A 17,686-nucleotide genomic window follows, 5' to 3' on the forward strand; every position below is an offset into this window, starting at 1 on the left:
TCCTCTTCGGTGGTGGGTGGTCACAAGTCGGCTTTTGCTGCGGTGATCGCTTCTTCGAGGATGCGCAGATCCCCGATGTGGTTTGCCAGGAGCAGTACCAGCCGCGCGTTGAGGAGCGCACTTTGCTCGTCGCTCAGGTCACGGTGCGCTTCGATCAACATCGCGTAGAAGTCGTCACCGGGGGAATAGTCGTAGAAAGTGTGTTTTTCCGGGTTGTGGAAGTTGGATTGGGTGTTGAGTGACATGATCGGCTCCTTTCCGAACGGCGCTTGGGTTCAGTCCGCCCAACGGTCGCGATAGGTGGCACGGGCAAGCGCGGCGTCGATCGCGTCTGGGTCGAGCGTACGCCAGCGTGCCGCGACGTGTTGATCCGGGCGCAGCAGATAGACCGAGCCGGGGGTGAGGTCGTAGCGCTCACGAACGCGCCCATTGCCGTCGTGCAGGGTTGCGATGTTGTCCGGCGCGGTGCCCTGAGTTGCGATCACGAGGGGTTCGATTGGCACCGGCGCAATCGCCCAGCGGGTGAGCGTTGCTGCGGTGGCGGGGTCGATCGTGCTGGCATCCTCGGTGTAATAGAGGAGTTGGAAGCGGTTGCCCATGTGGTTGAGTAGCCAACCCGGCGTGCCGGCCGGTGTGGTGACGGGCGCATCGTCCATCGGGGCGCCCGGCACCATGCGGCCGTTGAACGCGTCGCAGTCCGGCGTGTTGAGCGACGAGTCGACGTAGAAGCTGGGGACCGAGAGGCGGCCGGAGTTCACGAGTTTGCGCGCAAAGGGGTGGTGCCGCGCAAGCGTCAAAACGGCTTTACGCAGCGTTTTGCTCGCGTTGCCTTTTGGGGTGATGAAGTCGGTGCTGCGCGTCGAATTCATGATGTTTTCGTCCGCCGCGTAGCAGCGCTCTTCGCTGTAGGTATCCAGCAGCGTCGCCGGGGCTTTCCCTTCCAGCACCAGGTTGAGTTTCCAGATGAGGTTGTCGGTATCCTGGATTCCGGAGTTCGCGCCACGGGCACCAAACGGGGAGACTTGGTGCGCCGCATCGCCGACGAAGAGGACGCGCCCGTGGTTGAAGCGGTTCATCCGGCGGCATTGGAAGGTGTAGACGCTCACCCATTCGAGTTCGAATTCGCGATCGTCCCCCAGCATCGCCTGGATGCGGGGGATGACCCGTTCCGGACGTTTTTCCAGTTCCGGGTCGGCGTCCCATCCGAGCTGAAAGTCGATCCGCCAGACGTTGTCGGCCTGTTTGTGCAGCAAGACCGATTGGCCCGGATGAAACGGTGGGTCGAACCAGAACCAGCGCTCAGCAGGGAAATCGGCCTTCATCACCACGTCGGCGATCAAAAACCGGTCCATGAAGATCTTGCCTTCGATGTCGAGGCCAAGCATGTGGCGGATGGGGCTCCTCGCGCCGTCGGCGACGATCAGCCAATCACAGGTGAGCGAATAGGCCCCTTCCGGCGTTTCGACCCGCAACGCGACTACTGTCTCACTCGGCGTGACTGCGATCACCTTGTTTTTCCAGCGCATCTCGAGCCCTGGGGTGGCGCGGCACGCGTCGACCAGGTACTCTTCCAGGTAGTATTGCTGGAGATTGACCATGCCGGGGCGGTGGTGGTCGGGTTCGGGGACGAGGTTGAACGAAAAGACTTCGTCGTTGCGGTAGAAGGTTCGACCGACGTTCCAGGATACCCCTTTTTGGACGACCCGTTCGCCTACGCCCAAGCGGTCGAGGATCTCGAGCGCCCGTTTGGCGTAGCAGACGCCGCGCGAACCAATCGAAACCGTGTCGTCGTCGTCGAGGAGCAACACGGGTTTCCCCTTTTGCGCCAGGTCGAGCGCGGCACACATCCCCACGGGCCCGGCACCGACGACGACCACCGGGACGTGGCGCGTCTGCTCGGGGTGGTCGAGTTCGGCCGGTCGGACGAAGGGATATTTCGGATATTGGTACGTTTTGAGCATACGAATTACCTCCTCTGGGTGGGTCAGGATATGCAGCGCGCGGAGGCGGTTGGGTCTTCTGCTCTCTGCGTTAGTTATGCTTCTTCTTGGAGGGCGTGCCACATCTCCTGGTCGCGTTCCGCGGTCCAGATGCGGGGATCGCGAATGCCGCTCGCTTCGTCGTACGCGCGCGTGACGTCGAACGGCAAGCAGTGTTCGTAGATGAAGACGTGACCGAATTTCGGGTCCATCCGTTCGCGGGCGATGCGCATCGCCCCTTTGAGGTCGAGCCCTTGCGCCACCGCCGCTTTCGCCGAATCGAACAGCGTGGTGACGAAATCGTGCGTATAGGCGAAGGCGTTGCGGATCGATTCCGGTGTGGTCAGCGCCGGTCCGCGCCCCGGAACCACTTTTTCCGCGCCCAGCGCTTCGAGCCGCGCGAGGGTCTCCGGCCAGTCGCTGAGGTAGGCGTCGCCGGTATAGCACGCCGCCTCGGCTTCGAGCAGGTCACCGGCAAAGAGCACTTTTTCTTGCGGGAGCCAGACCACCGTGTCGCCTTTGGTGTGGCCGCGTCCGGGGTGCCAAATGCGGACTTCGAGATCGCCCATCCACAGGGTGATCTCCTCTTTGAAGGTCAGCGTGGGCCAGGTGAGACCGGGAATGCTGTCGACCGCGCGAAAGAGGCGCGGAAAGCGGCCGATCTCCGATTTCATGTCGGCTTCCCCACGTTCGCAGATCAATTCGTAGGTGGGGTAGCTGGCGATGATCTGCTCGAGTCCCTCCCCTTTGTAGCCCGACGCGCCAAGGACCCGAACGGCGTGGTAGTGGGTGAGGGTGACGTATTTGATGGGCTTATTGGTCACTTCGCGCACCTTGCCGATCACCTGCTGCGCCATCACGGGGGTTGCGGTGGCGTCGATGATCATCACGGCGTCGTCACCGATCACCACGCCGGTGTTGGGGTCCCCTTCCGCAGTGAAGGCCCAGGCGTGTTCCGAGAGTTGCACGAACGAGACCGCTTTCTCTTCCAGATCGGCAACGGAAGCAAAGGCTTTTTGTGTCATGATTCGTTCCTTTCCCGTATGATTGCAAACAGCTTAGCGCGCGATTCAACTATTGTCAATAGATTTGTTATTATCGAATTATCGCCGCAACGAACGTCGAGGTGACCATGTCAGGAGAACGGCGGGGCATTCAATCGGTCGAAGTGGGTGGGCAATTGCTGCGGGCGCTTGCCGATGCGGGCGTGCCGATGATGTTGAAAGAGCTGGCGGCCGCAGCGGGGATGACGCCGGCGAAAGCGCACCCCTATCTGGTCAGCTTTGGGAAGTTGGGGTTGGTCGAGCAAGACCCGTTGACCGGCCGCTACAAGTTGGGCGCGTTTGCGTTGCGCATGGGCCTAGCGGCGTTGCACGCGCTCAATCCGGTACGGGTCGCCAACGAAGTGGCGGCGCAGCTTGCCGACGAAGTGGGGCAAAACGTCGCGATCGCGGTGTGGGGGAACCTGGGAGCGACGGTCGTCGATGTCGAAGAGTGCCAACGCGCGATCCACGTCAATATGCGCCCCGGTACGGTGATGGGGCTCTTGACCACCGCAACGGGGCGGGTTTTCGCGGCGTATTTGCCGCCGCGGCTCATCGAACCGCTGATCGAACGCGAGTTGCAGCGGCTCGCGGTGGGCAGTCAGCGTTTGCGCATTTCGCGCCGTTTCGTCGAGGAGCAGGTAGCAGAGGTCCGGCGCCACGCGATGGCGCGGGTAGTCGGGCAGCCGATTCCCGGTATCAACGCCTTTTCCGCTCCGGTGTTCGACCACAACGGCCATCTGGCTTTGGCGCTCACGGTGCTGGGGCCGGAGGACAGTTTCGATCCGGATTGGGATGGGCCGATGGCGCAAGCGGTGCGTCGTGCGGCGCAAACGGTCACCGAGCGCGTCGGGGGCGACCCAAAGAAGCTCGTGCCGGACACTGCAGAGAAGGAGCCGGTTCCTGACGCGCTCGAGCCAACGCAGGGCGGCGCGCAGCCGTCGTCGACCGATCCGATCATTTCGTGGTAAATTGGCCCTATCTTTTGACCCAGGGAGGGAAAAATGGCACGTGAAGTCGTGGTTTTGAGTGCGGTACGTTCGGCGATTGGGACGTTCGGTGGGACGCTTTCGGTGATGGAGCCAGCCGACCTTGGCGGGATCGTGATGAAAGCGGCGATCGAACGCGCGCAGGTCGATCCGCAGACGATCGAGTACATCACGGTGGGCAACTGCATTCCCACCGAATCGCGCTACGCCTACACGCCGCGGGTTGCGTCGATTCAAGCGGGTTGTTCGATGAATTCGGTGGCGATGCAGGTGAACCGTTTGTGCGGTTCCGGGTTGCAAGCGATCGTTACCTCGGCGCAACAGATCTTGCTGGGTGACGTCGATCTGGCGATCGGCGGCGGGGTCGAAGTGATGTCGCGCGGCGCGTATCTGTTGCCAGCGCTGCGGAACGGCGCCCGGATGGGCGACACGCAAGCGATCGATGCGATGGTGGCAGTGCTCACCGACCCGTTCGGCGTGGGGCATATGGGTGTGACCGCAGAAAACCTTGCGGCGAAGTGGGGCATCACTCGCGAAGAGCAGGATGCGTTTGCGCTCGAATCGCAACGGCGCGCGGCCCGCGCGATCGCCGAAGGGCGCTTCAAGGATCAGATCGTCCCGGTGACGATCAAGAGCCGCAAAGGGGAGATCGTCTTCGATACCGACGAACATCCCAAACCGAACACGACGATGGAAAGCTTGGCGAAACTCAAGCCCGTGTTCAAGAAGGACGGGACGGTGACCGCTGGGAACGCCTCTGGGATCAACGACGCGGCGTCGTTCCTGGTGTTGGCCGATGCCAAACAGGCAGAGAAAGCGGGCGCCAAACCGCTTGCCCGGCTGGTTGCCTATGCGGTGGCCGGGGTGCCGAACGACGTGATGGGGGAGGGCCCCATTCCGGCGACCCAAGTGGCGCTGAAGAAGGCGGGATTGACGCTCGACGACATCGACGTGATCGAGTCGAACGAAGCGTTCGCGGTGCAGGCGCTGACCGTGCTCAAGCAGTGTGGCTTCGACCCTGAGAAGACCAACCCGAATGGCGGCGCGATCGCGTTGGGTCACCCGGTGGGGGCGACCGGCGCGATTCTCGCCACCAAACTCATCTATGAGCTCCATCGCATCCAGGGGCGCTATGGACTGGTGACGATGTGTATCGGTGGTGGGCAAGGGATTACCGCCATTTTCGAACGGCTCTGAGTTCCAACCGGATCGTTCGATAGTGCTGCCAACGCTCGGCAGCGATCGCTCCGTCGGCTACCGCCGCGGCGATCGCGCAGCCGGGCGTTTTTTCGTCGTGCGTGCAGTCGCGAAAGCGGCATTGCCCCAGGAAGGGCCGAAATTCCGGGAAATAGGTAGCGAGCGCCGTTTCCGCAACGTGCGCCAACCCAAAGCGCTGTAACCCTGGGCTGTCGATGATCCAGCCGTCGCGCAGCGGATAGAGGCGGGTAAAGGTGGTGGTGTGGCGACCGGAATTCAAAGCGCGGGAAATTGCCCCAGTTCGCGCCTGCGCTTCGGGCACCAGGGCGTTCACGATCGTCGATTTGCCCATGCCCGATTGCCCAACCAGCACCGAATGGCGTGCTGTCAAACGTTCGGCAAGGGGAGCGACCGATTCGTGCGCGGTCAAGGTAATCACCGGATAACCGGCCCGCGCGAACGGCATGAGTCGCGCCAGGGCGTCGTCGCGCTCCGGCAGGTCCCATTTGTTGAGTACGATGAGGGCGTCGATCCCTTGCGATTCGGCGGCCACCAGACAGCGGGTGAGCACTTCGGGAGAAAAGCTCGGTTGGGGTGCGGTCACGATCACTGTCAGATCGACGTTCGCGGCGATGAGCTTTTCCCGTACCGTATCGGCGCGATAAAGGAGCGTCGTGCGCGGCTCGAGTCCTTCGATCACGGCCTCGTCGGCAGCGATGCGGCGAAACGCGACGCGGTCGCCGCACGCGTAGTCGTTGCGTTTTCCTCGGGTCAGCGCGTGAATGAGTGGCGCGGTGAAATTGGGCGTTTCTTGGAGGCAAAAATGGCGGCCGTGCGCCGCCACGACGAGCCCCGATTCCAGCGGGGGCGTTGGATGCTTGGGCGGTGTCATTCAAGACCGAAACGGTAGAAACGTTGGTTGAGGTACCCGGCGATGTGGTATTCGTCCTCGGGAAAGAGATCAAGGCCCAGGTTGGTGGTACAGGCGGTCAGCATTTGGGTGAGCGCCTCTGGCCGATGCACTCGGCGATTCTCGCGCAGGTAAGCCCCGGAACCCTCGTCACCACCAAAACGGCGGGTGTGGCACGCGACGCACAGTTTCTCGTGATAAGCTTTTCCCTGTTCGAGGTCCGCATCGGGAAAAGGGTTGGCAAGCGCGGCGGGGGCGGTGGCAAAGCCTCCGAGAATACTCAGAGCAATGGCGCACGCGGCAGCGAAACGGTTCATCTTGCGAGCTCCTTTGGGCGGACGGATGATTTTATCTTAGCGTGTCGTGTGTCCAACAGCAAGAAAGGAAATAGGATGGGTACGAAAGAGCCGGTGAGTCCCTATCTCATCTGGATCGACATGGAGATGACAGGGCTCGATCCCGACACAGACCGGATATTGGAAGTGGCGCTGGTGGCCACCGACAACGATTTGAACGTCGTGGGCGTTTTGGAGCCAATCGCGGTGCATCAGTCCGACGCGGTGTTGGCCGCGATGGATGCGTGGTGCCAGAAGACCCACGGCGCCTCAGGGCTGATCGACCGGGTGCGCGCCTCGACCGTCACCGAAGCAGAAGCCGAAGCGCAGCTCGTTGCGTTCATGGCGCAGTATGTTCAACCGCGACAAAGCCCGATGTGCGGCAACTCGATCTGCCAAGACCGCCGCTTTCTCTACCGCTACATGCCGAAAGCGGAGCACTATTTCCACTACCGCAACCTCGACGTCTCTACGATCAAAGAGTTGGCCAAACGGTGGGCGCCAGAAGTGTTCGAAGGGTACGAGAAAGAGAGTGCGCACACGGCGCTGGCCGACATCATGGAGTCGATCGAGGAGTTGCGCCGCTATCGCGCGGCCTTTTTCAGCCAGGTGAGGAGCTGAGCGGTCGAAGGATCGTGTGGCGCGTCGCACCGTGTTTCGATTTGGCGCGCCATCTGTTTGCCCAATTCGACGCCGAACTGATCGAACGGGTTGACGCCCCAAAGCCAACCGCGCACGAAGGTCGCGTGCTCATAGAGCGCGAGCAGCTGCCCGAGCGTCTCGGGTCTCTGGCGGGACGCCAGTAGAAAGGAGCTGGGGCGGTTACCCGGGATCGCCAGAAAGGGCGCAAGCGCACGCGCGTCAGCTTCCGTCCGCCCCTGAGCGCGCACTTGTGTGAACGCTTCGGCTTCGCTGCGGCCGAGCAGCAGCGCTTCGGCTTGCGCAACCGCGTTGGCTGCCAGCGCCGCTTCGGCATCGGCTCGGGCACGGAGCAACGGATCGTCGTCTGCTGCAGCAGGTTCGGGTGCAAACGCGACGAACTCGATAGGAATGGGTTGCGTTCCCTGGTAGAACCACTGATGGAAAGCGTGCTGGCCCAGTGTGCCGGCCATTCCCCAGACGGCCATCGCGGTGGGATAGGGTGCGGTGGAACCGTCGAAACGCACCCGTTTGCCGTTGCTCTCCATTTCGAGTTGTTGGTACCAGGCTGGGAGCAGTTGCAGCCCGTGGGCGTAGGGGAGCACGGCCATCTGTTGCTGCGCCAGGTAGGTAGCGAGCCAGACGCTCAGGAGCCCGAGGAGCACCGGTACGTTCGCCTCGAGCGGCGCACTCTGAAAATGGCGGTCGATCTCGGCTGCGCCCGAGCGCAGCGCCGCAAAAGTTTCCCACCCGTACGCCAGCGCGATCGGTAACCCCACCGCCGACCAGAGTGAGTAGCGCCCGCCGACCCATTCGGGGAGCCAAAAAATCCGGTTGGAATCGAACCCGTGTGCTTCGGCCTTCTCGACCGCGTTCGTCACCGCGACGAAGTGGCCGTTGAGACGCGGATCGTCCGGCGTGACGCCGAAATGGCGCGCGAGCCACAATCGCGCCAGACGCGTGTTCGACAAGGTCTCCGCCGTGGAAAAGCTCTTCGAGGTGACGAGAAAGAGCGTACGCGCCGGATCGAGCTCCGCAGTGGTCGTTACGAAATCGCTCGGGTCGAGGTTCGCGACGAAGCGGACCGTGCCGTGGCGCGCGATGCCCCAATGGGCGAACGCCTCGCAGACGAGGCGCGGCCCAAGGTCGGAGCCACCGATGCCGATATTGACCACGGTGTCGAGGGGGGCGCCGCTGAACCCTTCGAGCGCACCACTACGGTACGCCGCAACGAAAGCAGCAAGGCGCGTTTCCTCGCTGACAAAACGGTCGCGCTGCGCGGCTGGGGGTTGCGCGCTTCCCCGGTACGCCATGTGCAATGCGGCGCGCCGTTCGGTGAGGTTCACAGGCTCCCCCGCAAAGAGTGCCGCGATCGCTTGGGGAAGCGCGGTGGCGTGTGTGAGGTCCAGTAATGCCTGCAAGACAGAGACGTCCCATGCCTGCTTACTGAGGTCGAGATGCCAGTCGCCGACGTGCCAGGTCAACGCCGAGACGCGCTGCCGGTCGTGTTGGAGTTGCTCGCGGATCGGAAATGCACGCCAGCGGGTCGCGTGTTCGCGCAACGTGCCGTGCGCCGCGGTCTGTTCTATGGGTTGCCAACCCAAAGCGAACGGTAATGCTTGCGCGCGTTGTGTCGCCATGGTGCGCTTCTCCTTCTTTTATTGATCACTCAGGGTGGCCAAGGGCGTGGCGCCGCGCGGTACCACCACCCACCATTCGGCGAGTTTACCGCGACCGCGCGTCGCATCCGCGAGCACCCACCGCCGCCATTCGGCCAACGCCTGCGGGGTGTGTTCCCGAACCCGCAAGCGAAGGGCGACCAACGGACAATCTGGTGCAACCGTTGCCGTGGGTGGAGCCGTGTATTGGAGTGCGGCGACGAGATCGGCGCCCATGCGCGGGCCGGGCGCCAGACAGCGGTGCGCGGCCACCACGGGGTTGTGCCATAGCGTGCGCACGGCTGGTACGAGATTGCGGGCGGCGTCGAGCCAGGGATAGAGAAGCGAAACGGTGAGCCACCAGAGGAGCACGACGCTCAACAGCCAATGCGCTGCGGCGCGCACGGCCTGGCGCGGGAGTCGCCAGACGAGTACGGCCCAAAGGAGCAGTCCGAATGCGGCGGTGGCCAGACGCATTGGCGCCGCGTCCAGAGCGAATTCGGGCGTGGCACGGGCGATGTGGCGCGCCAACCCAGGAGGCCAGGAGAAGAGTTGGGCGCTGAGCATCGCTGCAACCAGTACAACGAGCACGACGGTCATCGCGAGCGTGAACCACGCAAACGCTGCGGTGGTACTTGGCCCAAAGCGCAACAGGCGTAACGTGGCCACGTACGCCAGCGGCGGAGACAAAACCAGGAACGTGCTTTCGCCCACCGGAAAGCAGGTGAGCGTCACCGCAATCATCCAGAGTAGCCAAAGGAAGACTGGACGAATTTCGGGGACGCGCCACAATTCGTAGCAGCGAATGGGCCAAAACGCTACCAGCCACAAGGGCCATAGCGTCCACCCGCCTCGGCTGAACAGTCCCTCAAATTCTGGGGTAGTGGAAAATGACTGCAGCGTGGTTCGTGCCCACGCCTGAACCGAAGGGTTCCAAAGGAAGATTCCAACGGTGGCGATTCCAGCAAGGAGTGCGGCACCCGTCCAGAAGCGAAACAGCGCCCCCAAGGGAGCGGAACGTGGCGCGGTGTGGCTCGGTGCTGCGTCGGGTGGAGCGAAAAGGAAAGTCCATGCCTCGCGCTGTTCGGTGGTGCCGCGCGAGTACGCCAGCGGCAGTGCGCCGAGCGCCAAGACGACACCAGGCAGTCCACTGCTCCAAAAAAGCAAGAGTGTGCCGACGGTCCAACCGGTCAAACGGTCGCGCCGTGGTGCGCATACGGTAGTAGCCCAAAGGAGCACAGCGACGGAGGCGCTCGCTGCGGCAACGCTCGTGTGGACGTGGGCGAAAACCAACCAACCCAAAGGCGAAAGTGCTGCGATCGCGGCGACGATTGCGCCGGATTTGCCTTGTAGCCGTTTCACGGCGTTCGCGAGTAATCCGGTCTGAAGTGCCAACCACAGCGGCGTGGCCAGACGGCTGCCGTCATGGAACGGCAAGCCAAGTGCTTGGGCGACACTGCCCAGTATCGCGGCGCTCCAGGCGTAGAGCGGACCCCAAGGGGTCAGATCAGGATGGGAAAGGGACGCTGGGACGATCTGCCCTTGGAATACCATCCATGTAGGGAGAAAATGGCGCAGATCTTCTCCGAGCCAAGGGGCATGGAATTGGCCCAAGAGCAGATAGACCGTGATCAGCAGGACGATGCCGGCGGTGCCGAAAAGGTGCCGCACCCAGAGCGCAGGTTCGCGATATGGGGGCGGGTCGAAAAACATGGGTGGAGAAAGCAACTGGGCAGCCGAAGAGGAGCTGCCCAGCGTGTGACGTGCAGAAAAAACGGTTACCGTGCCATTTGCCCGTATTTCTGACGGAACCGTTCAACGCGCCCGGCGGTGTCGACGATCTTCTGTTTGCCGGTGTAGAACGGGTGGCAGTTCGAACAGACTTCGACGTGCAGCGTGGGTTTCCCGTATGTGGAACGGGTGACAAAGGTGTTGCCGCACGAGCAGGTGACGGTGACTTCGTGATAGTCAGGGTGGATACCTTCTTTCATGGGGTTACCTCGCAATAGGCCGACGGCGATTGTGGCCGCCGTTTGATGATGGAAAACCGGAATTATCACCAAAAAACGGAAAAAAAGCAATAAAATCGCGCCCCATGAGTTATGGCACATCACGTATTCCACAGAGCGCCCAACAGGGGGTTCATGAGCACCTGGTGGCGGTGGTCGATCGCCATCTCGCATCCCCGTTCCGAAAGCCCATTGCGCCCTACAACCAAGCGGCTTTCGAGCAGTTTTGCGCCCGTTGGGACGGGGCGCAACCGGTGATCCTCGATTCGGGGTGTGGGGTTGGGTGGTCGACGCTGCGCCTTGCGCAATCGCACCCGAAGGCGCTGGTGGTCGGCATCGACCAATCAGAGGTGCGCCTCATGCGCCGCAAACCGTTGCCACCCGCGCTCTGGCCAGAGAATCTCCTCTTTTTGCGTGCCGACGTGATCGACTTCTGGCGCTTGTTGGCGGCGCACGGCGTTCGCGTCGCGGCGCATTGGTGGCTCTATCCCAACCCGTGGCCCAAGATCGGTCATTTGAAACGTCGCTGGTATGCCCACCCTGTTTGGCCAACGGTGCTCACACTTGGCGGGCGCTTCGAATGCCGAACCAACTGGGCGATTTTCGCCGAAGAACTGGTCGTCGCGTTCGCGCGTAGCAGTATCGCGGCGCAGAAAAGCGTATGGGTGCCAGATGGTGAGCCGATGACCCCATTCGAGCGCAAATACCACGATTCGGGGCAAACGCTCTACCGGGTTACGGCCGATCTCACAAGGTGGTCGCCAGACCCCGTGCGTGGCCAACCCGGAGCAACGGAACCCCGGAACGCATGATGACGGCAAAGAAGTCATTGCCCGGGCGCAAACAAGCCGAGGGGCAGAATGCCTGTACGCGGTGTGGTGCGTGCTGCGCCGCGTTTCGTGTCGATTTTCACGTGAGCGAAGCGGCAACACTGAGCGAATGGATCGTGCCGGTGACGAAGCGGCTCGTCCGGATGCGCGGTACTGATGCGGCGCCACCGCGGTGCGCTGCGCTCATCGGCGAAATTGGCACCGCGGTGCGGTGTGCCGTGTACGAGCACCGTCCGTCGCCGTGTCGGGAATTCGCGCCGCTGGCGCCGCTTGGCATCGGCGACGAGGCGTGTGCCCGTGCGCGCCGCCGTCACGGATTACCCCCTTTGACGACGATGAGCAAGGAACCATGAGCACCCCGATTCTCGAATTTGCCACGGACGCCAACAATCCCTGCATGCACTGCGGTGTCTGTTGTACCCATTTTCGCATCTCTTTCTACTGGGCAGAGGCGGACGACGCGCCGAGCGGCTGGGTTCCCGCGTCGCTCACCGAACCGCTCAATCCGTGGCTGCGTTGCATGAAAGGGACGAACGGGAAAACGCGACGCTGCATTGCGCTTACCGGAACGGTCGGGCAAGCGGTGCGGTGTGCGATCTATTCCCAGCGCCCGTCGCCCTGTCGCGAATTTCCAGTCTATCTCGAAGACGGGCGTCCAAATCCCAAATGCAACGAATTGCGTGCCCAGGTGGGGTTGCCGCCGCTACCGGAACTGCCGATAGCGCCCGCAAACGACCCCGATGGGACGCCAACCGAACCGCCTACGGAACCGCCTGCCGCAGCCTGACCGCCCAGGACATCGCCCACCACCCCAATGCGATGCCGATTGCGTCGGCGAGCCAGTCGGCCCACTCCGCTTGGCGCGTGGGGGTCAGCGCTTGTGCCGTTTCGATCGCGCCGCCGTACCCCAAAAGCGCCACTGCAAGCAGCCCCCGAGTGTCGGGGTACGCCGTCGCGCCCAGACACCAAAGTGCGGTGAAGACAAGCGCATGTTGGGCTTTATCTGAGAGCGAAAAGGCAAGCGGAGGGAGTTCGGCAAGCGGCAGGAGTGCCAGACCGAAAACCGCGATGAGCGCGCCCCAAAAAAGGGCGCGCCAGACCGGTAAACCGACGCGCGCCATCTATTAGACCTTTGCGAGGATTTGCCGCAGCACGTAGGGAAGAATCCCGCCGTGGCGATAGTACTCGACCTCGATCGCGGTGTCGATCCGCGAGCGTACCGGTACGCGGACCACCTCGCCGTTTGCGCGGGTGATCGTCAGAGTCAGCTGTTGCTGCGGCGAAATCGTCTCCATGCCTTCGATCGTGAAGGTTTCGTCGCCGGTAATCTCCAGTTTTTCCCAAGAGTCGTCACCGAGGAACTGTAGCGGCAAGACGCCCATTCCGACGAGGTTGGCACGATGGATCCGTTCGAAACTGCGCGCCACCACCGCGCGTACCCCAAGGAGCGCAGTTCCTTTGGCTGCCCAGTCGCGCGACGAGCCGGTGCCGTACTCTTCGCCCGCGAAAACCAGGGTAGGGATCCCTTGGCGCTGGTAATGCATCGCAGCGTCGTAAACGGGGACGATTTCACCGTTCAGGAGGGTGTACCCCCCTTCGACGCGGCTTCCGTCCGGGCGAGGCGGGATCATCAAGTTCTTGATGCGAACGTTGGCAAAGGTGCCACGGATCATCACCTCATGATGACCGCGCCGCGCGCCGTAGCTGTTGAACTCCGCTTTCGGGACGCCGTGCGCAAGGAGCCACTGCCCGGCCGGAGACGACTCGGGGATCGACCCAGCGGGTGAGATGTGGTCGGTCGTCACCGAATCGCCCAAGAGGAGCAGCGCCCGAGCGTTCGTGATCGGAGGCACCGGCGCCGGGGTGAGGGAGAAATTACTGAAGAACGGCGGTTCGGCAATGTAGGTCGATGGCGGCCAGTCGTAGACGTCGCCGCTCGCCGCTTCGACGGCGTTCCAGAGGTCGTGGTGCGCGGTGAAATCTTGGTAGAGGCGTTGGAAGACCTCGGGGTCGAGCGCGAAGGGAAGCGCTGCGTGGATCTCTTCGCTCGTCGGCCAGAGGTCGCGCAGAAAGACCGGTTGCCCGGCGCGATCCGTGCCAATCGGCTCGCTGGTGAGGTCGATGTCGACGCGCCCGGCAAGCGCAAACGCAACCACGAGGGGCGGTGAAGCCAGGAAGTTGGCCCGAATGTTGGGGTGGATGCGCGCTTCGAAATTGCGGTTGCCAGAGAGCACCGCAGCGACCACCAAGTTTTCTTTCTGGATCGCTTCGTTGAGTTCCGGGGCCAAGTCTCCTGCGTTCCCGATACAGGTGGTGCAACCGTAACCCACCACCGCGAACCCAAGTTGCGCAAGCGGCGCCAGAAGTCCCGCTTTCTCCAGGTATTCGGTGACGACACGCGATCCGGGCGCAAGCGACGTTTTGACCTTGGGCGACACGGTCAAGCCCCGTTCGACTGCTTTCTTCGCGACCAGGCCCGCAGCGATCAAAACGGCGGGGTTGCTGGTGTTGGTGCAGGAGGTGATCGCGGCGATCAGCACATCCCCGTGACCGACCGTGGTTTCAAGGGTTTTGTCGCTCGGGGCGTCGCCTTCGAGTCGTCCCGCATGCGCGAGCGGCAGCGTCACCGGAACCCGTTTGGCGCGCGCTTGCGCGTCGAGGCCATACCCGTTTTGCTCGCGGGGCGCCGCAAGGAGCGATTCGAACTGCGCTTTCATCGCCTTGAGCGCGATCCGGTCTTGCGGCCGTTTTGGACCGGCAAGCGACGGCTCGACCGTGCGCAAGTCGAGCTGGAGTGTGCGGGTATAGGCGATTTCGCCCGCACGTGGCATGCCGAAGAGCCCTTGCGCTTTGAAATATTCGGCGAACGCTTCGACCTCCTCGGCGGTGCGCCCGGTGCGCGCCAGGTATTCGACCGTCTTGTCGTCGACGGGGAAGTACCCCATCGTTGCGCCGTATTCGGGTGCCATATTGGCGATGGTCGCCCGGTCGGGAACCGAGAGCGTGGCTGCCCCATCGCCGAAAAATTCGACGAATTTGCCGACCACCTTTTCCCGGCGCAGCATCTCGGTGATCGTGAGCACCAAATCGGTTGCGGTGACCCCTTCGGGCAACTGCCCCGTGAGTTCGACACCGATCACGTCGGGGGTGAGGAAATAGACCGGTTGCCCGAGCATCGCCGCTTCCGCTTCGATGCCACCGACACCCCAACCCACGACGCCGACCCCGTTGATCATCGTCGTGTGGCTGTCGGTTCCCACCAGCGTATCGGGAAAGAGCGTGGGGGTGCCATCCGTGTCTTGACCCCGGCGCACGCCGCGGAACAGATACTCCAGATTGACCTGGTGGACGATCCCGATGCCGGGTGGGACAACGCCGAACGTGTCGAACGCTTGCATGCCCCACTTGATGAATTGGTAGCGCTCACGGTTGCGCGCGAATTCCAGCTCCATGTTTTTACGCAGCGCAGCGGGGCTACCGAAGGTATCGACTTGTACCGAATGGTCGACGACCAGGTCGACCGGCACGATCGGTTCGATCGCTTGGGGCGATTTCTGTAACCGAGCTGCGGCGCTGCGCATCGCGGCCAAATCGCACAGAAGCGGTACGCCGGTGAAATCTTGTAAGACGACCCGTGCGACGACGAATGGGATCTCGCTTGTGCGTTCGGCGTTGGGTTGCCAATTGGCGAGCGCCGTGACCTGTTCTGGGGTGACACGCATGCCGTCGCAATGGCGCACCAGTGCTTCCAGAACCACGCGGATCGAGACGGGCAGTTGGCTGATCGGGCCGATGCCCGCTTTTTCCAGTGCGGAAAGGTCGAAAATGCGAAACCGTTTGCCCGATGGCAAGGTGATCTCACGTCGCGCCAGTTGTTTGGGGTCCATTGTCTGCTCCTTCGCGTCACATAGTGGGATCCATTCCAATATAGCGCAAAAGCGGGTGAATCGCGAGTGCATCCGGCAATCGCACTTTTTGTTCAGAAGGTATTGCCTTGCGGCGCAGAACTTCGTATAATTCGCACTCCACAGGCGCGTAGCTCAGTTGGTTAGAGCACCACCTTGACATGGTGGGGGTCGTTGGTTCGAGTCCAATCGCGCCTACCAGGATTCGATGAAATGCGGCCCATGGGCCGCATTTTTTGTTTGGGGGGTACGATGGTTGCAGTGACTTTGCCGGATGGCTCGGTGAAAGCGTTCGAAGGGGTTGTCACCCCGCTTCAAGTCGCAGAGGCGATCGGTCCGGGGTTGGCAAAAGCCGCGGTGGCCGCGAAGGTCAATGGCCGTTTGGTCGATCTGACCTATCCGATCACCGAAGATGCCAACGTCGCGATCGTCACCGAGCGCGACCCGGAAGGGCTGGAGGTAATCCGCCATTCGACCGCGCACCTATTGGCGCACGCCGTGAAGGAGCTCTACCCGGAAGCGCAGGTGACCATCGGCCCCGTGATCGAGAACGGGTTCTATTACGACTTTGCCTTTCCGCGCCCATTTACGCCCGAGGATCTGGAACGCATCGAGGAGCGGATGAAGGCGCTCGCGGCGCAACAGATCCCAGTCGTGCGCGAAGAGTGGGATCGAGACGAGGCGATTCGCTTTTTCCGTGATCAAGGCGAATACTACAAGGCGGAAATCATCGCGTCGATCCCGGAAGGGGAGACCATCTCCCTCTACCGGCAAGGCAATTTCATCGATTTGTGCCGCGGGCCGCACGTTCCCGATACCGGAAAACTCAAAGCGTTCAAATTGACCAAGGTAGCTGGAGCGTATTGGCGTGGCGATGCACGCAACGAACAGTTGCAGCGCATCTACGGAACGGCGTGGCCCGACAAAAAGGCGCTCAACGCGTACCTCAAGCAATTGGAAGAGGCAGAAAAGCGCGATCATCGCCGCTTGGGGGTTCAGCTCGACCTCTTCCATTTCGAGGACGTGGCGCCCGGTTCGGTCTTCTGGCATCCGAAAGGGTGGCGCATCTTCCAAAAGCTCATCAACTACATGCGCGAGCGGCAGCTCGAAGCGGGCTATATCGAGATCAACACGCCGGACGTGATGGACCGAACGCTGTGGGAACGTTCTGGCCATTGGCAGAACTACCACGATCACATGTTCGTGACCCAAACCGAAGACGAGCGGGTCTTTGCATTGAAACCGATGAACTGCCCCGGTGCGTGCACCTGGTACAAACATGGGTTGCACAGCTATCGGGATTTGCCGCTTCGCGTCGCCGAGTTCGGCAAGGTGCATCGGTACGAACCTTCGGGGGCGTTGCACGGCCTATTGCGGGTGCGCCACTTTACGCAGGACGACGCGCATATCTTCTGCACGCCGGAGCAGATGACGGCCGAATGTGCCGAAGTCGTGCGGTTGATCCTCGACATTTATCGTGAATTCGGATTCGAGCAGGTGCGCATCAAGCTCTCGACACGCCCGGAAAACCGGATCGGCAGCGATGCGGTCTGGGATCAACTCGAAGCGGCGCTTGCCGACGCGGTGACCGGGCTCGGACTGGAATACGAGCTCTTCCCAGGAGAAGGGGCGTTCTACGGACCCAAGCTCGAGTTTGTCCTGCGCGACGCGATCGGTCGGGACTGGCAGTGCGGAACCCTGCAGGTCGATATGAACCTGCCGGAGCGCTTCGATATCGAGTACGTCGCCGAAGACAATTCGCGTCGCCGTCCGGTGATGCTGCACCGGGCGCTCTTTGGTTCGCTCGAGCGCTTCCTGGGAATTCTCATCGAACACCATGCCGGGGCGTTGCCGCTCTGGCTCGCCCCCGTGCAAGCGGTGGTGTTGCCGATCAGCGAACGGCATGCCGACTACGCCGTCTCCGTGCAGAAGCAGCTGCGTGCCGCAGGGCTTTGGTGCGAAACCGATTTGCGCAATGAAAAAATTACCTATAAAATTCGCGAGCACAGTCTGCAAAAGGTCCCTTACCTGTTGGTAGTGGGGGACCAAGAAGCAGCCAGTGGCCAGGTTGCGGTGCGGGCCCGCGGCGGTGTCGACCTCGGAGCGATGCCGGTGGCGGCGTTCCTAGCGCGCGCCCAGGAACGGATAGCCAGTCGCAGCACCGAATGTTGAGGTTTTCATAGGGAGAAGAC

General features: G+C 62.3%; 17 protein-coding genes and 1 tRNA gene. 8 read left to right on the forward strand and 10 right to left on the reverse strand.

The window, feature by feature from the left end; all coding sequences use genetic code 11:
• Positions 1-20: 20 nt before the first annotated feature.
• The 3 genes from HPTL_RS02480 to HPTL_RS02490 form a co-directional block, all read right to left on the reverse strand.
• A complete protein-coding gene (locus tag HPTL_RS02480) occupies positions 21-245 on the reverse strand; it encodes a DUF2783 domain-containing protein (protein WP_119334563.1) in 225 nt (74 codons plus the stop codon).
• Between the two features lie 30 nt (positions 246-275).
• The gene (locus HPTL_RS02485) at positions 276-1,961 is read right to left on the reverse strand and encodes an FAD-dependent oxidoreductase (protein WP_119334564.1); all 1,686 of its coding nucleotides are present in this window, start codon (positions 1,959-1,961) and stop codon (positions 276-278) included.
• Positions 1,962-2,035: 74 nt separating this feature from the next.
• A complete protein-coding gene (locus HPTL_RS02490) occupies positions 2,036-3,004 on the reverse strand; it encodes an MBL fold metallo-hydrolase (RefSeq protein WP_119334565.1) in 969 nt (322 codons plus the stop codon).
• A 107-nt stretch (positions 3,005-3,111) separates the two neighbouring features.
• On the opposite strand from HPTL_RS02490, the gene HPTL_RS02495 reads away from it, so the two are divergent.
• Positions 3,112-3,993, forward strand: coding sequence for an IclR family transcriptional regulator (locus HPTL_RS02495; RefSeq protein ID WP_119334566.1), 882 nt, complete (start codon positions 3,112-3,114; stop codon positions 3,991-3,993).
• A gap of 33 nt (positions 3,994-4,026) precedes the next feature.
• Complete coding sequence (locus tag HPTL_RS02500) at positions 4,027-5,208, forward strand: acetyl-CoA C-acyltransferase family protein (RefSeq protein ID WP_119334567.1); 1,182 nt, start codon at positions 4,027-4,029, stop codon at positions 5,206-5,208.
• On the opposite strand, the gene rsgA is transcribed toward HPTL_RS02500, so the two are convergent.
• Together rsgA and HPTL_RS02510 are read right to left on the reverse strand one after the other, a co-directional pair.
• Positions 5,183-6,100: a ribosome small subunit-dependent GTPase A gene (gene rsgA / locus HPTL_RS02505; protein ID WP_119334568.1), complete on the reverse strand. Its 918-nt coding sequence runs from the start codon at positions 6,098-6,100 to the stop codon at positions 5,183-5,185. The genes HPTL_RS02500 and rsgA overlap by 26 nt on opposite strands.
• Entirely contained in the window at positions 6,097-6,435 is a 339-nt protein-coding gene (locus tag HPTL_RS02510; protein ID WP_119334569.1) for a c-type cytochrome, read from the reverse strand. The genes rsgA and HPTL_RS02510 overlap by 4 nt, the downstream gene beginning before the upstream one ends.
• Before the next feature lie 75 nt (positions 6,436-6,510).
• On the opposite strand from HPTL_RS02510, the gene orn reads away from it, so the two are divergent.
• The gene (orn, locus tag HPTL_RS02515; protein WP_119334570.1) at positions 6,511-7,074 is read left to right on the forward strand and encodes an oligoribonuclease; all 564 of its coding nucleotides are present in this window, start codon (positions 6,511-6,513) and stop codon (positions 7,072-7,074) included.
• Here orn and pgi read toward each other — a convergent pair.
• From pgi to rpmE, 3 genes are all read right to left on the reverse strand, one after another.
• Complete coding sequence (pgi, locus tag HPTL_RS02520) at positions 7,038-8,732, reverse strand: glucose-6-phosphate isomerase (RefSeq protein WP_119334571.1); 1,695 nt, start codon at positions 8,730-8,732, stop codon at positions 7,038-7,040. The two genes, orn and pgi, sit on opposite strands and share 37 nt — an antisense overlap.
• A gap of 18 nt (positions 8,733-8,750) precedes the next feature.
• Complete coding sequence (locus tag HPTL_RS02525; RefSeq protein ID WP_119334572.1) at positions 8,751-10,463, reverse strand: hypothetical protein; 1,713 nt, start codon at positions 10,461-10,463, stop codon at positions 8,751-8,753.
• A gap of 65 nt (positions 10,464-10,528) precedes the next feature.
• The gene (gene rpmE, locus HPTL_RS02530) at positions 10,529-10,741 is read right to left on the reverse strand and encodes a 50S ribosomal protein L31 (protein ID WP_119334573.1); all 213 of its coding nucleotides are present in this window, start codon (positions 10,739-10,741) and stop codon (positions 10,529-10,531) included.
• Positions 10,742-10,845: 104 nt separating this feature from the next.
• Between rpmE and trmB the strand changes: the two genes are divergently transcribed.
• The 3 genes from trmB to HPTL_RS02545 are packed head-to-tail and all read left to right on the forward strand — an operon-like array spanning position 10,846 to position 12,376.
• The gene (gene trmB / locus HPTL_RS02535) at positions 10,846-11,571 is read left to right on the forward strand and encodes a tRNA (guanine(46)-N(7))-methyltransferase TrmB (RefSeq protein ID WP_119334574.1); all 726 of its coding nucleotides are present in this window, start codon (positions 10,846-10,848) and stop codon (positions 11,569-11,571) included.
• Positions 11,568-11,942: a YkgJ family cysteine cluster protein gene (locus HPTL_RS02540; RefSeq protein ID WP_219972227.1), complete on the forward strand. Its 375-nt coding sequence runs from the start codon at positions 11,568-11,570 to the stop codon at positions 11,940-11,942. Before trmB ends, HPTL_RS02540 begins: the two co-directional genes overlap by 4 nt.
• Positions 11,939-12,376, forward strand: coding sequence for a YkgJ family cysteine cluster protein (locus HPTL_RS02545; RefSeq protein ID WP_119334575.1), 438 nt, complete (start codon positions 11,939-11,941; stop codon positions 12,374-12,376). Before HPTL_RS02540 ends, HPTL_RS02545 begins: the two co-directional genes overlap by 4 nt.
• Here the strand turns inward: HPTL_RS02545 and HPTL_RS02550 are convergent.
• Together HPTL_RS02550 and acnA are read right to left on the reverse strand one after the other, a co-directional pair.
• Positions 12,351-12,710, reverse strand: coding sequence for a VanZ family protein (locus HPTL_RS02550; protein ID WP_119334576.1), 360 nt, complete (start codon positions 12,708-12,710; stop codon positions 12,351-12,353). The two genes, HPTL_RS02545 and HPTL_RS02550, sit on opposite strands and share 26 nt — an antisense overlap.
• A 3-nt stretch (positions 12,711-12,713) precedes the next feature.
• Entirely contained in the window at positions 12,714-15,476 is a 2,763-nt protein-coding gene (acnA, locus tag HPTL_RS02555; RefSeq protein ID WP_119334577.1) for an aconitate hydratase AcnA, read from the reverse strand.
• Positions 15,477-15,618: 142 nt separating this feature from the next.
• On the opposite strand from acnA, the gene HPTL_RS02560 reads away from it, so the two are divergent.
• Both HPTL_RS02560 and thrS read left to right on the forward strand, forming a co-directional pair.
• A tRNA-Val gene (locus HPTL_RS02560) sits at positions 15,619-15,695 on the forward strand.
• A gap of 51 nt (positions 15,696-15,746) precedes the next feature.
• A complete protein-coding gene (thrS, locus tag HPTL_RS02565; protein WP_119336036.1) occupies positions 15,747-17,666 on the forward strand; it encodes a threonine--tRNA ligase in 1,920 nt (639 codons plus the stop codon).
• Positions 17,667-17,686 lie beyond the last annotated feature (20 nt).

It is taken from the genome of Hydrogenophilus thermoluteolus (genome assembly GCF_003574215.1).
GTDB lineage: Bacteria > Pseudomonadota > Gammaproteobacteria > Burkholderiales > Rhodocyclaceae > Hydrogenophilus > Hydrogenophilus thermoluteolus.

Bases quoted from the DNA above. Each gene is read 5' to 3' on its own strand.
- pgi (WP_119334571.1), bottom strand. From the start codon at position 8,732: ATGGCGACACAACGCGCGCAAGCATTACCGTTCGCTTTGGGTTGGCAA.
- HPTL_RS02485 (WP_119334564.1), bottom strand. From the start codon at position 1,961: ATGCTCAAAACGTACCAATATCCGAAATATCCCTTCGTCCGACCGGCC.
- trmB (WP_119334574.1), top strand. From the start codon at position 10,846: ATGAGTTATGGCACATCACGTATTCCACAGAGCGCCCAACAGGGGGTT.
- HPTL_RS02495 (WP_119334566.1), top strand. From the start codon at position 3,112: ATGTCAGGAGAACGGCGGGGCATTCAATCGGTCGAAGTGGGTGGGCAA.
- HPTL_RS02490 (WP_119334565.1), bottom strand. From the start codon at position 3,004: ATGACACAAAAAGCCTTTGCTTCCGTTGCCGATCTGGAAGAGAAAGCG.
- HPTL_RS02510 (WP_119334569.1), bottom strand. From the start codon at position 6,435: ATGAACCGTTTCGCTGCCGCGTGCGCCATTGCTCTGAGTATTCTCGGA.
- HPTL_RS02550 (WP_119334576.1), bottom strand. From the start codon at position 12,710: ATGGCGCGCGTCGGTTTACCGGTCTGGCGCGCCCTTTTTTGGGGCGCG.
- acnA (WP_119334577.1), bottom strand. From the start codon at position 15,476: ATGGACCCCAAACAACTGGCGCGACGTGAGATCACCTTGCCATCGGGC.
- thrS (WP_119336036.1), top strand. From the start codon at position 15,747: ATGGTTGCAGTGACTTTGCCGGATGGCTCGGTGAAAGCGTTCGAAGGG.
- HPTL_RS02525 (WP_119334572.1), bottom strand. From the start codon at position 10,463: ATGTTTTTCGACCCGCCCCCATATCGCGAACCTGCGCTCTGGGTGCGG.
- rpmE (WP_119334573.1), bottom strand. From the start codon at position 10,741: ATGAAAGAAGGTATCCACCCTGACTATCACGAAGTCACCGTCACCTGC.
- HPTL_RS02540 (WP_219972227.1), top strand. From the start codon at position 11,568: ATGATGACGGCAAAGAAGTCATTGCCCGGGCGCAAACAAGCCGAGGGG.
- HPTL_RS02480 (WP_119334563.1), bottom strand. From the start codon at position 245: ATGTCACTCAACACCCAATCCAACTTCCACAACCCGGAAAAACACACT.
- orn (WP_119334570.1), top strand. From the start codon at position 6,511: ATGGGTACGAAAGAGCCGGTGAGTCCCTATCTCATCTGGATCGACATG.
- rsgA (WP_119334568.1), bottom strand. From the start codon at position 6,100: ATGACACCGCCCAAGCATCCAACGCCCCCGCTGGAATCGGGGCTCGTC.
- HPTL_RS02545 (WP_119334575.1), top strand. From the start codon at position 11,939: ATGAGCACCCCGATTCTCGAATTTGCCACGGACGCCAACAATCCCTGC.
- HPTL_RS02500 (WP_119334567.1), top strand. From the start codon at position 4,027: ATGGCACGTGAAGTCGTGGTTTTGAGTGCGGTACGTTCGGCGATTGGG.